We start from the raw sequence: 14,402 nt of genomic DNA, 5'->3' as shown, positions 1-14,402 counted from the left end.
GTCGACAGGCGTCCTCGTATCTAGGCGGTGCACCCGGCCGTCTACGCGGCATGAGCTTGGCTTTTCCGCGATCGACGCCGCGCACACGATGGATAAACGACGCGCAAACGGTGGCTCGTTACGTTCCCGCTCATCCGGTCCCGGCGCCGGCGAGCAGGGGAGCCACCATGACAGCGATCCGTACCCGACGCAGCGATCTTCCCGACGTGCCGGTCGGCGGCGTCACCCTTCCCGGCCTGGTCCTGGCGCAGGCCGGCCGCCTCGGCGACAAGCCGGCCCTGGTCGACGGCGCGACCGGCCGGGCGATCAGCTACCGCGAGCTCGCGGCCGGCGTCGAGCGGGTCGCGGCCGCTCTGGCCGCCCGCGGCTTCGCACCCGGCGACGTACTGGCCCTGTACAGCCCCAACGTGCCCGCCTACGCCGTGGCGGCGTACGGGGCCATGGTCGCCGGCGGGACGGTCACCGGCGCCAATCCGATGCTCACGGCCGAGGAGCTGGCCGGTCAGCTCGCCGACTCCGGCGCGCGGATCCTGGTGACGATCCCGCCGCTGATCGAGCGGGCCCGGGCCGCCGCCGAGAAGGCCGGCGGCGTCGAGGTGCTGGGCTACGCGGACCTGGACGCGGGGGAGCACCCGCCGGTCCGGGTCGCGATCGACCCCGCGACGGCGCTCGCCGCGCTGCCGTACTCCAGCGGCACGACCGGGCTGCCCAAGGGCGTCGAGCTGACCCACTCCAGCATGGTCACCAACGTGCGGCAGAGCCGGGCGGTCCTCGGGCCCGAGGAGGACGACGTCGTGCTCGCCGTCGCGCCGTTCTTCCACGCCATGGGCTTCGGCCTGGTGCTGCCGGCGGCCCTGGCGGCCGGTGCCACCCTCGTCACGATGGCCCGCTTCGACCTGGAGGAGATGCTCCGGACGATCCAGGACCACCGAGTCACCTACACCGTCGTGGTCCCGCCGATCGCGCAGGCGCTCGCCGGGCATCCGCTGGTCGACCAGTTCGACCTGTCCTCGCTGCGTACCCTCGGCGTCGGCGCGGCGCCGCTCGGCGCCGATCACGAGCTGCGCTGCGCGCAGCGGCTCGGCTGCCGTACCGGTCAGGGTCTCGGCATGACCGAGACCGCGGCCCTGATCGCCGCCGGCCCGCTTGACGCGCCGCGCCGCGGCTCGGTGGGCCGGCTGATTCCCAACACCGAGGCGCGCATCGTCGACCCGGACAGCGGTACCGATCTCGCCGCCGGCCGCACCGGCGAGCTGTGGGTCCGCGGCCCGCAGCTCATGCGCGGCTACCGCGACCGCCCGGCGGCGACCGCCGCCACCGTCGACGCCGACGGCTGGCTGCACACCGGCGACCTGTGTTTCTTCGACGAGGACGGCTATCTGTACGTGACCGACCGGCTCAAGGAACTGATCAAGTACAAGGGGTACCAGGTGGCGCCGGCGGAGCTGGAGCGCCTGCTGCTGACGCACCCGGCGGTCGCCGACGCGGCGGTGGTGCCGCGGCCCGACCCGGACGCCGGCGAGCTGCCGGTCGGGTACGTGGTGCTGCGCGGGCCGGCGACGGCCGCGGAGCTGCTGGCGTATGTCGCCGAGCGGGTCGCGCCGTACAAGCGGCTGCGCGCCGTGCGCATCACCGCCGCGGTGCCGCGATCGCCCGCCGGCAAGCTGCTGCGCCGCGTCCTGGTCGAGGCGGAGCGAGGCGCCGCGTGGTGAGGCCGGTCGTGCGGTGGGCGGTCAGCATCGCCGCCACCGCCGCGTCGACGTACGCGCTGGACGCGGTCGCGACGGTCGCCGGGTTCGGCCTCGTCGCCCTCGGGCTGCTCGACGGCGCCGGCCGGCTCTGGCTGTCGGCGCTGCTCGTGGCGAGCTACGCGGCGTGGGGCTGGGGCCTGAGCAGCGGGCTGCGGGCCAACTGGCGGCTGCTGGCCGAGACGGGTACCAGCACCAACGTGCTGTCCAAGGCCGCGTACGACCTGACCCGGCGCCGGACGGCCGGGGTACGCGCGTCCCGGGTGGCGGCCGCGGCCGGATACGCCGGCACGGAGCTGGCCAAGGAGGCGCCCTACTACGCGGGCGCCTTCGGCGCCGCGCTGGTCAGCGACTCGGTCACCGCCGACCGGGCGCTGATCTTCCTGATCGGGGCGAATCTCGGCGCCGCGTTCTACGAGTACGGCCTGGCCGGCCTCACCAACGCGGTGCTGCGCCGCCGGCGCGGCGGTTACGCCTCCTTCGAGGCCGACTGGATACCGGCGGAGTACCTGTCCGGCTACTACCGCACCGTCGACCCGGACGAGATCGCCACCATCGCGTTCCTCGTCGCGGCGCTGCGCCGGGCCGAGCGCGACCGGCCGGTCCTGTTCTTCGGCGTCGGCCCGACCCTGCACCACGTCTTCGCCGCCGCCGAGGTCGCCTCCGAGATCCACCTCGGCGACTACCTGCCGGCGAACCTGGCCGAGATCCGGCGCTGGCTGGACCGGGCGCCCGGCGCGCACGACTGGCGGCCGTTCGTGCGCTACACCCTGCGGTGCGAGGGCAACCCGGACCCGACGGACGAGGACGTGGCGGCCCGGGAGGAGCTCACCAGGACGAAGGTCACCGCGCTGCTGCGGGTCGACGGCCGGGACCCGCGCCCGGTGGACCGGGAGTACGCGACGGTGGTCAGCGCCTACTGCGCGGACTCCGCCACCGCGGACCGGGGTACCTGGGCGGCGTTCATGCGGCACATCACCGGGCTGGTCCGCCCGGGCGGCCTCTTCGTCACCGCGGCCCTGCGCCGGTGCCGTGGCTACACCGTCGGGGGGAAGGTCTTTCCCGGCGCCGACGTCGACGAGCACGACCTGCGGGCGGTGCTGGGAACCGGCTTCGATGTGCCGGGCGGATCGATCGAGGTCGTTCCGATGGTGCGGTGGGCGCCGCACGGATACGCGGGGATCGTGCTCTGCGAGGCCCGCCGGCACGCCCTGAAAGTGGCCGTGACCACATAGATCGACATCTGTTGACTACCGTCCACAGTGGCGTTAGCGTCACCTCGCGGTGACGTCCGGTACGGGGATCGGGCGCACTCACGGGGGAAGGATGCGTCGATGGCGCGTCGGAGTTTCACACAGTCGCTTCGTGCCCGCCGCCGGGTCGCCGGCCTCACCGCGGTGCTGCTGGGGGCGACGGCCGCCCTCGCCGGCGTCGTGGCGCCGCCGGCGCTGGCGCAGCCGCCGCTCGACCAGCGGGCCTGCGCGTCGCCGCGGCCCGACGAGGCCGCCGCCGTCAAGGCCGCCCGGGAATGCCGGCGGACGGTCGAGATCACGGACCTGACCACCGGGACGGACCGCGCCTGGGCCGAGCCCGACGGCACGATCACCTGGGAACACCGGTACCGGCCGGTGCGCGTGCGCCGGGGCGAGGCCTGGGTGGACGTCGACACGACGCTGCGCCGCGCACCCGGCGGCCGGGTCGGCCCGCGCGCCGCGGCCGCCGACGTGACGTTCTCCGAAGGCGGCACGGGCCCGCTTGTCGTGCTGCGGCGCGGCGCGGCGCGGTTCAGCATCGGCTCGCCGTTCGGCCGCCTGCCCCGGCCGGTGCTCTCCGGCGACACGGCGACGTACGAGAACGTGCGTCCCGGCGTCGACCTGGTGGTCCGGGCCGATGTGGACGGCGTCCGGGTGCGCGCCGACGCGGCGGGGGAGCTGCGCCTGCGTACCACCGGCACGGGCCTCACGGCCCGAGCGGGCGAGCACGGCGACATCCGGATCGTCGACGGCTCCGGCGAGCCGGTCCTGCACGGCCTCGGCGCGAGCGTGCTGGGGCGCGACCTCGTCGCCGCGCCGGGCGAACAGCTGAGCCTCACCCTGGGCAGCAGCGCCTGGAGCGAGCTGGACTCGTCCAGCCCGGACACCGCCCGGTGGAACGCGCCCGGCCCGGCCCGGGCCGGCAGCCCCGCGGCGGGCACGGGTGTGTACCGGTCGGTCTTCGGCGCCGACCTGGCGCACTCGGCGGTCGCGGGCCGCAACGTGGTCTCCGGCCGGCTGCGCGTCGCGCCGGCCGAGGGCGCCGGGTGCGCCGCGGTGCCGGTCGAGCTCTGGGCCGCCGGCCCGCTGCGGTACGGCCAGACCTGGGCCGACCAGCCCCGCTGGGCCGGACGGCAGGGCAGCGCCGCGCCGGACCCCGCAGCCGGCTGCGTGATCGAACTGGACGCCACCGGCGCGGCGAAGGCGGCCGCGGCGTCCCGGACGGCGCTGACGCTTGGCCTGCGTTCGCCGCGCGAGCAGGACCCGGCGGCGTTCGCCGAGTTCGACAACAACCCGGCGCTGGTGCTCTCCATCGCGGCCGTCGCGCCGGTGGTCGGCGCCCGCACCATGGTCCCGGACGAGGCCTGCACCACCGGGACCGGCCGCCCGGTGATCGACACCGCCGCCCCCGAGCTGCGCGCCGTGATCACCGACGCCGACGGCGGCACGCTCTCCGCGACCATCGAATGGTGGGCGGTCACCGGCACCGCCGCGCTCGGCTCGGCGACGGTCGGCGGGCTCACCACTGGCAAGATCGCCGCGACCGCGGTGCCGGACGGCGCGCTGGCCGACAACGGCAACTACAAGTGGCGGGTCCGGGCCACCGACGGCACGCTGACCTCCGCCTGGTCGAGCTTCTGCGAGTTCACCGTGCGGGTGGAGGCGCCCGGCCAGCCGTATCCCTGGCTGGCCGACTACGACGCCTGGGCGGGCCGGCCCGCCGGGGTGAACCTCTTCCCGGCGAGCTGGACTGACGACCGTTACCTGCTGGCGCACTGGCCGCTGAACGACGGCACGGGCCAGGCCGCGGCCGACACCGCCTTCCTGGGGCGCAGCCCGCTGGCCGTCAGCGGCGCGACCTGGGCCGCGGACGCGGCCGGCTCCTATCTGAACTTCAACGGCACCAGCCAGTACGCCACGACGACCGACCCGGTGCTGCCGGTCGACGAGGGCTTCACCGTGATGGCCTGGGTCAAGGTGCCGACGGGCACGACCGGCAACCGCACGGTGCTGGCGCAGGAGGGCACCCGCGGCAACGCGTTCGCCCTCCAGTACGCGGGCGCCACCAAGCGCTGGGTGTTCAGCCGCACCTCGGCCGACACCGACACCGCCACCACCACCTCGGCCACCTCCGTGGCCGAGGCGCGGACCAACGTGTGGACGCACGTCGCCGGCGCCTACGACCCGCTGAACGGGCGGATCGTGCTGTACGTCGACGGCCTGCAGGTGGCGACGGCCGCGTTCACCACGCCGTGGCCCGCCCGCGAGGCGTTCGTCGTCGGCCGGGGCAAGCGGGCCGGCGCGGCCGCCGACTGGTGGTCGGGCGCGATCGACGACGTCCGGGCGTACAACTGGTTCCTCAACTTCGACTCGGTGGCGCACTACGCCGGCGAGGCCGGTTACGAGTACCAGCTGGACGGCGCCGCCGCGCCGACGGTGGTGCCCGCCCGCGGCACGACCCGCCTCGAGCTGACGCTGCCGGAGCGCGGCGACCGCACGCTGACCGTGTGGGCGCGCAACCGCGCCGGCCTGCGCTCCGAACCGGCGGAGGCGTCGTTCCACGTGAACAACGCGTCCGCGGCCCAGCCGCCGGCGGCGTCGATGGAACCGGCCCTGCCGTGTGTCACCGGCCCCGGCCGGCCCGTGCTGCGGACCACCACCCCGACCCTGTCCGGGACGCTGGGCACGGCCGACCGCTACTACAACGCCGGCTTCGCCGTCGAGCCGCTGTCGGCGCCGGGCGGCTCCCTCTCCGGATCCGGGTACGGCCAGGGACCCAAGGTGTCGTGGCAGGTGCCGTCGGGCAAGCTCGCGAACAGGTCCTCGTACCGGTGGTGGGTCGACTTCTCCGGCGTCGGGGAGAACTGGGAGAACACGCCGCGCTCGGCGCCGTGCGAGTTCACCGTCGACGCGCCCGTGCCCAACCCGCCCGCGGTGTCCTCGCCGGACTATCCCGAGGGCGATCAGCGGCACGGCACCGCCGGCCAGCCCGGCGCCTTCACGTTCGGCCAGGCCGTCGACGAGTCGCAGGCCGCGCTGCGGGTCAGCTTCAACAAGGGCAGCGGCAGCACCGCCGACAACGAGTCCGGCAGCGTGGTCACGACCACGCTGAACGGCGGCGCGGGCTGGGCGGGCGGGCCGACCGGCTCCGCGCTGAGCCTGAACGGCACCGGCGCGTACGCGAGCACCGACTCCCGGGTCATCAGCCCGGGCGAGGACTTCACCGTCGGCGCCTGGGTGAAGCCGACCGGGCTCGGCGCGGCCGCCACCGCGCTGAGCCAGCACTCGACCGTGCAGAGCATCTTCCGGCTCGGCTACTCCAAGACCGACAACCGGTGGGCGCTGATCCAGCCGGCGACGAACACCACGAACGCGCCGGTGGCCAAGGCGCTGTCGACCTCGGTACCGCAGGCGGGCGTCTGGACGCACCTGGTCGGCGTGCACGACTCCGCCCGCAAGCAGCTCCGGCTGTACGTCAACGGCCGGCTGGAGGGCACCGCGTTCTACACCACGCCGCTGCGCGACATCGAGATGCCGTTCCAGATCGGCCGCGGGTTGATCAACGGCGCGGGAGCCGAGTACTGGCCCGGCCAGATCGACGACGTGGTGGCCTGGACCCGGCGGCTCGGCGACGCCGAGATCGGCGAGCTGGCCCGGCCGGTGAGCTACACCTATCAGCTCGACGGGCAGGCCGCCGCCGAGGCGCCGGGCGCGACCGGCGCGGCGAAGGTGACGGTCACGCCCGACCGCAACGGGACGCGGACCCTCACGGTGCGGGCCCGCTCGGCGACTGGCGAGCTGTCGGCGCCGGCCACCTACCGGTTCCGGGTCGGCACCACCGGGGTGCCGGACATGCCGGTCGACCTCGCCACCGTCCCCGCCACGAGCTGCGCCACCGGCGCGGACCGGCCCTACCTGACCACGGCGACGCCGCAGCTGCAAGCGCTCGCCGACGACCCCGACTGGGACCGGATCACCACGACGTTCGAGTGGTGGGTGGTCGGCGGGGACAAGGCCGGCGAGGCATCGGTGACCGACTGGGCGTCGTACACGGCGTCGGTCACCGTGCCGGCCGGGCAGCTCGCCGACGGCACGGCGTACTCCTGGCGCGCCCGCGGCGCCGACGAGACCGGTGCCGGCCCCTGGTCGCCGTGGTGCGAGTTCACCGTGGACACCAGCGGGCCGCAGCCGCCGGTGGTGTCCTCGGAGGACTTCCCGGCCGACGGTACGGCGCACGGCAACGAGGGCATCCCGGGCCGGTTCACGCTGACCCCGGCGGACGGCACCACCGACCTGGCCGGCTTCGACTACCGGCTCGACACCGACGCGGCGGCCGTCGAGGTCGCCGCTACCGGCGCCCGGACCGTGCTGCTGAGCCCCGCCGCGGGCGCGCGCACCCTCACCGTGCGGGCCAAGGACCGGGCCGGGCACTGGTCCGAGCCCGCGACCTACAGCTTCGTCGTCGGCCCGCCGCTGCCGTACGAGCTGGTGCACGACGCGGCCGGGCAGCTGGTCGGCGCCGTCGACCCGCGCGGCGACACGGCCGCGTACGACTACGACCGGACCGGCAACCTCACGGCCGTGCGGCGCTACCCGTCGACGCAGCTCTCCGTGCTCAGCACGATCCCGGTGCGCGGCGCGCCCGGCACGCGGCTGAGCGTGCACGGCACCGGGTTCTCGGCGTCCGACACCGTCACCGTCAACGGGGTCACCGCCTCGGTGGTCGAGGCCACGTCGGTCAAGCTCGTCGTCACCGTGCCGGACGCCGCCACGACCGGCACGGTACGGGTGAGCCGCGCCGGCGGCGCCACGGCCGACGGCCCCGCGCCGTTCACGGTGGCCGTCGACGCCGCGAAGCCGGCCGTCACCGGGTTCAGCCCGGCGTCGGGCCCGGCCGGCACCAGCGTGACGATCACCGGAACCGGCTTCGCGCCCGAGACCGCCGGCAACACGGTGGCGTTCAACCGCACCCGCGCCCGGGTCACGGCCGCCTCCCGGACCAGCCTCACCGTGCTGGTGCCGGACGCGGTCACGGCCGGGCCGGTCTCCGTGCGCACCGCCGGCGGGCTCGCCACCACGGTCGCGGACTACCTGGTACCGCCGCCCGGTGTGCCGGCCGAGACCCTTGTCGACGGCGGCCGGGTGACGGTCGGCGGCGCGGGCGTGACCACGGCCGTGCCGGGCGGCCGGACGGCGGTGCTGCGCTTCAGCGGCACGGCGGGGCAGAAGCTCAGCCTCGCGTTCAGCGGCAACACGGTGGGCACCGCAAAGGTCGCGCTGCACACGCCGTACGGGCAGACCTTCGCCGCCGGGCAGTACGACAAGCCACGGCCGCTGAACGGCAACCAGAGCTTCGCGCTGCCGCCACTGCCGACGGCGGGCACCTACTCGATCGCGGTCGACCCCGACGGCACCGCGGCCGGATCGCTGACCGTGACCCTGTCCACGCAGGTCACCGGCGAGCTGAGCACGACCGGCGCGGGCACGCCGATGCCGCTGGACCGGGTCGGCCGGCACGGCGAGTTCACCTTCACCGCCGCCGAGAACCAGCGGTTCAGCTTCGCGTTCACCGACTGGACGTTCCCCAGCTCCGCCTACGGGGTGATCCGGCTCTACACGCCGTACGGCACCGAGCACCTGAACTGGACGGTCTTCGACCCCGGCGCCACCGGCTCGTTCACCACGCCCTGGCCCGGCACCTGGCGCGTCGTGGTGGGCACCCGGGACCTCAGCGTCGGCTCCGCCACCATGTGGCTCTCCGAGCAGGTCGACGGCGGCGCCATCGCGGTCGGCGGCGCGTCCGTCGGTGTCACCCTGGCGCGTCCCGGCCAGGCCGTGCGGCTCGGCTTCGACGGCACGGCCGGGCAGCGGCTCGGCCTCGGCTTCACCGGCATCAGCGGCCTGACCTACCCCCTGATCGGCCTCGTCGATCCGAGCGGCCGGGAGCAGAGCCTGGGCGGTGGCGAGGAGAGCGACCTGCCGGCGCTGACCGCCGCCGGACGGCACGAGCTGGTGCTCTCCGCGCCGCGGGCCGGCGCGCTGACCGTGTGGCTCTCGGCGGACCTGGACGCCGGCGCGCTGGCGATCGGCGCACCGGTACCCGTCTCGCTGACCCGGCCCGGACAGAACATCCGGCTGCGCTTCGACGGCACCGCCGGTCAGCGGCTGAGCCTCGGCTTCGGCGGCAAGACCCTCGAGGCGTACCTGCGTACCGAGGTGAGCCGGCCGGGCACGGCGGGACGGCTCGGCCTCTGGACCGCCCTGGACAACGTCGACCTGCCGCCGCTGCTCGACACCGGCACCCACGAGGTGTTCCTCGATCCGGACCGCGCGGCGACCGGCGACCTCACCCTGGCGCTGTCGGCCGAGATTCCCGCCGGGGAGGCCGGCACCGACACGCCGGCCACCCACCTGGACTTCGGCGCGGTCGGCCAGAACGCCCGCCTGCGCTTCTCCGCCACCGCCGGTCAGCGGCTCAGCCTGGGCTTCACCGGCGCGGGCGCGGGCCTGGAGTTCGTGTACGCCACCGTGCTCAAGCCCGACGGCACCCAGCTCGGCTCCGCCTCCTCGGTGTACACCCTGGACGACAAGGATCTCGGCGCGTTGCCCGCGACCGGCGTCTACCAGGTCGTCCTCGACCCGTACCAGGGCCGGACCGGCCCGCTCGACGTGACCCTCTCCGAGGAGGTCGCCGCCGGGGCGCTGACCGTCGGCGGCGCGGGCGTGCCGGTGTCCTTCGCCCGGCCGGGACAGGACGCCCGGCTGACGCTGGCCGGCACCACCGGGCAGCGCGCGCGGCTGGCGCTCTCGGACGGCACGCTGAACAACACATGGGTCACGCTGCGGGTGCTGGCGCCGGACGGCAGCACGTTCCTGAGCGACCGGATCCGGACCGCGGGGCAGACCGTCGACCTGCCGGCGTTCGTCGCGAGCGGCGACTACGCGGTGGTGCTGGATCCGTACAACGCGGGCGTCGGCCAGATCACGATCGCCGCGACCACCCTCGCCGCCGCGGCGGCGCCCACCGGCACCGAGCTCGTCCGGTACGCGGCGGCGGACCTGATGTCGGCGCTCAAGCCGCGGCCCGCACCGGTGACCACCGCCGCGGCCTGCGCGCCGGCCGCGGCACAGAAATCCGGACCGCCGCCCGCGCTGGTGCCGACCGCAGGCTCGCCGGTGGTGGGCTGGGCGGCCTGCCCGCAGGTCTCGGCCGCCGCGGCGCCGAAGGACGGCGGGCGCGCCACACCGGCGCGGCCGGCCGGCGGGTGGCGCCCCGGCGCCGACAACTTCGCCGGCAAGGGCTGGACCACCGGGTACGGCCCGGCGGCGGCACCGGGCGGCCTCTCGCAGGCGCCCAAGGGTGTGACCGCGCTGGCCGGTCAGGTCCGCACGGTCGACGGCCGGGAGCTGGGCAACGTCGCGGTCGGCGTCGGCGCGGTACGCGGCCGCACCGACGCGCACGGCCGCTTCCTGCTCGCCGGCGTGACGCCCGGGCACCGGGTGCTGCGGGTCGACGGCCGGACGGCGAGCACCCGCGCGGCCGCGTACGGCGTCTTCGACATCGGGGTCGACATCGGCGAGGGCACGACGCTCGCGCTGCCGTACACGATCTGGATGCAGGCCCTCGACCCGGCGGCGACCGTCAGTCTCCGGACGCCGACGGACAAGGAGGTCGTGCTCACGACCTCGGCGATCCCTGGCCTCGAGGTGCACGTGCCGGCCGGCACGATCGTGCGCGACGGCGACGGCAAGGTCGCCCGTGAGCTCAACCTGACGGCCATCCCGGTCGACCGGCCGCCGTTCCCGCTGCCGGAGTCGAACGTACCGGTCTACTTCACGATCCAGCCCGGCGGCGGGTCCGTCTTCCCGGCCGGCGTCCAGCTCGTCTACCCGAACTACACCCACCAGGCGCCCGGCACCCGGATGAACTTCTGGTCGTACGACCCGGAGGGCGCCGGCTGGCACGTCTACGGCAAGGGCACGGTCACCGCCGACGGCCGGCAGGTCACGCCGGACGCCGACACCAAGGTCTACCGCTTCACCGGCGCGATGACCGTGGTGCCCGGCTACAACCCGCCGCCGAAGTTCCCGTCCACCGGCGGCGGCGCCCGCTCCGGTGACCCGGTCGACCTGGCCACCGGCCTGATGGTCGACCAGACCACCGACCTCGAGATCGACGACGTCGTCCCGCTGAAGCTGACCCGGACCTACCAGCAGGGCGATCCGGAGACCCGGGCCTTCGGCATCGGCATGAACTTCAACTACAACCTGTACCCGTGGTCGAGCGCGATGCTCGAGTACCGCGAGGCGGACCTGATCCTGGTCGACGGCGCGCGGGTGCACTTCCGCCGGATCAGCCCGGGCAGCGGCAACGCCAGCTACGAGAGCGCCATCTTCCTGGCCGATCCGACGCCGACCGAGTACCACGGCGCGACCCTGGCCTGGAACGGCAACGGCTGGGACGTGACCCTCGTCGACGGCACGGTGATCCAGATCGGCGACGAGGCGCCGCTTCAGGCGATCCGCGACAAGTACGGCAACACCACGACCATCACCCGCGCGCCGATGCCGCCGGACGCCAACGGCACCGTCCGGTCCAGCGGCCGGATCACCCAGATCACCTCGCCCAACGGCAAGTGGATCAAGCTGACCTACGACGCGCAGCAGCGGGTGACCCGGGCCGAGGACAACTCCGGCCGGGGCGTCGACTACACGTACACCGCCGACGGCTACCTGTGGACGGTCACCAACCCGGCGGGCGGCGTGACCACGTACACGTGGGAGGCGGGCCGGCTCAAGAGCATCCGCGACCCGCGCAACATCGTCTACAACACCAACACGTACGACAGCGCCGGGCGGGTACGGACCCAGCAGGACGGCACGCTCGCCACCTGGCAGTTCGACTACACCACCGGCACCGACGGCAAGGTCACCACGACCCGGGTCACCGACCCGCGCGGGCACGTCCGCAGGGTCACCTTCGACGGCGCCGGGCAGGTCGTGACCGACACCGCGGCCGACGGCACCGCGCTCGCGCAGACCGTCTCCGTCGAGCGTGACCCGGGCAGCCCGCTGCCGCGCGCGGTGATAGACCAGCTCGGGCGGCGCACGGAGTACGAGTACGACGTCGCCGGCAACCCCACCACGATCACGGAGCTGGCCGGCACGGCGTTGCCGCGGGTCACCCGCTACACCTACGGCGGGCCGTTCCGGCAGCTCGACTCGGTCACCAACCCGCTGGGCAAGGTGACCCGCTACACCTACGACGCGCGCGGCGCCCTGACCGCCCGGACCGACCCGAGCGGCCGGACCGTGCGGCACACGGTCAACGACGCCGGGCAGAACCTGACGACTACGGACGACCTCGGCCGGACCACGACGGTCACGTACGAGCTGGGCGAGCCGGCCACGGTCACCGACCCCGCCGGCCGCACCTCGTCGACCGGCACCGACCAGCTCGGCCGGGTCACCCGGCTGGTGGCGCCGGGCGGCGCCACCACGACGACCCGCTACGACGCGCTCGGCCGTGTGCTCGAGCAGATCGACCCGCTGGAGCGCAGCACGTCGTACGAGTACGACGGCAACGGCAACCGGCGCACGGTCCGGGACGCCCGCAACCACGCCACGACGTTCACCTTCGACAACGCCGACCGGGTCAAGACGGTCACCGACCCGCTCGGCAAGGTCGAGTCGTACGACTACGACGGCAACGGCAACGTCGTGAAGTACACCAGCCGGCGCGGCAAGGTCAGCACGTTCGAGTTCGACGACCTCGACCGCGGCACGGTGTCGCGGTACGGGGTGTCCGGCAGCACCGTCGAGAGCACGGTCACGACCGGCTACGACGCGGGCGACCGGATCCGCACGGTGACCGACGCGACCACCGGCAAGCCGGTGCTGACCACCACGTACACCCCGGACGACCACGACCGGATCCGCACGGTGAGCCAGCCGAACGGCGTCGTCACCTACGACTACGACCTGGCCGACCGGCCGCTCTCCCTCCAGGCCGGCGGCCAGCCCGCCCTGCGGTACGGCTACGACGACGCCGACCGGCTGACCAGCGTGGAGCAGGACGGTCGGGTCCTGACCGCCACCGTCTACGACGAGGTGGGCCGCCCCGCCGACGTGCGCCGCGGCGACTACCACCAGACCTACGCGTACGACCGGACCGGCGAGATCACCACGATCAGCTACCGGCACGGCGAGCGGCTGCTGGGCTACCTCAACTACGGGTACGACGAGGACGGTCAACGGGCCCGCTTCGGCGGGGACCTGGCGCAACTCAGCATCCCGGCGGCGTTCGGGCCGGCGACCTACGACGACGCCGACCAGCTCAAGACCCTGCCCGGGCGCGCACTCGCCTACGACGACGACGGCAACCTCACCGCCGACGGCACCAGCTCGTACACCTGGAACGCGCGCGGCGAGCTGAGCGCGAGCTCCCGGACCGGGCTGGCGGCGTCGTTCACCTACGACGGCGAGGGCAACCGCACCACCGCGGTCGTCGGCGGGGCCACCCGCGGCTACACCTACGACGGCGCGAACCCGGTCCGCGAGACGGTGGGCGGCACCGGCTCGAACCTGGTGGCGACCGGCACGGACCAGTACCGGGCGCGGGTCGCCGACGCGGGCACCGTCACCGGCCTCCTGACCGACGCGCTGGGCAGCGTCATCGCCCTGGGCGACGAGTCCGGCGCGCTGGTCGCGCGGTACTCCTACGACCCGTTCGGCCAGACCGCCGCCGCCGGCACCGACGGCGGCAACACGCTGCGGTACACCGGGCGGGAGGACGACGGCACCGGCCTCTACTACCACCGGGCCCGGTACTACGACCCGGCGCTGCACCGCTTCATCAGCCGCGACCCGCTGGGCTTCGAGTCGGGCCAGATCAACCAGTACGCGTACGTCGGCAACAACCCGGTCTCGCTGATCGACCCGCTCGGCACCGCCGCGAAGAACCCGGGCATCACCGCCACCCAGTACAAGAACCGCAAGCTGCCGAACCTCGACAACCCCTGGAAGAAGTACCAGAAGCACGTCACCGGCCGTAACTACGAGGAGTCGTGGAAGCTCAGCACCGGCCGCAAGGTGCAGGTGGACGGGCGCCGCGCCGGCTACATCGTCGAGGCGAAGTGGACCGGCAACGAGAAGCAGTGGGGCTCCTCGAACTACAACCCGAACCACGCCTGGTACGACGAGCCGAAGTACGTCGACCAGGCCAGCCGGCTGCTCCAGCTCAACGAGGCGATCGGCGGCAAGGGCGTGCGGTACGCGGTCTCCAACGAGGAGGGCCGGGCGATGTTCCAGGCGCTGTTCGAGAGCAAGTTTCCACAGGCCGTTCAGAACGGCACCCTGCGCGTCTATGTTGTCCCGGGCAACGGGATGTGACCCGGAGGTG

3 protein-coding genes are annotated in these 14,402 nt (G+C 74.3%); all 3 read left to right on the top strand.

What is annotated here, in order from left to right:
• Positions 1-167 precede the first annotated feature (167 nt).
• The 3 genes from BJ971_RS22615 (at position 168) to BJ971_RS22605 (ending at position 14,392) form a co-directional block, all read left to right on the top strand.
• Positions 168-1,712, top strand: a complete 1,545-nt coding sequence (locus BJ971_RS22615) for an AMP-binding protein (protein WP_184995233.1) — start codon at positions 168-170, stop codon at positions 1,710-1,712.
• Positions 1,706-2,983 carry a guanitoxin biosynthesis pre-guanitoxin forming N-methyltransferase GntF gene (gene gntF, locus BJ971_RS42225; protein WP_184995232.1) on the top strand — a complete coding sequence of 426 codons (1,278 nt, stop codon included), beginning with the start codon at positions 1,706-1,708 and terminating at the stop codon, positions 2,981-2,983. The genes BJ971_RS22615 and gntF overlap by 7 nt, the downstream gene beginning before the upstream one ends.
• A 99-nt stretch (positions 2,984-3,082) precedes the next feature.
• Positions 3,083-14,392, top strand: a complete 11,310-nt coding sequence (locus BJ971_RS22605) for a LamG-like jellyroll fold domain-containing protein (RefSeq protein ID WP_184995231.1) — start codon at positions 3,083-3,085, stop codon at positions 14,390-14,392.
• Positions 14,393-14,402: the final 10 nt, after the last annotated feature.

This window comes from Amorphoplanes digitatis (assembly GCF_014205335.1).
Classification (GTDB): domain Bacteria; phylum Actinomycetota; class Actinomycetes; order Mycobacteriales; family Micromonosporaceae; genus Actinoplanes; species Actinoplanes digitatus.
Note: the sequence above shows the minus strand (reverse complement) of the source record. Positions and strands in the feature narration are given on the sequence as shown.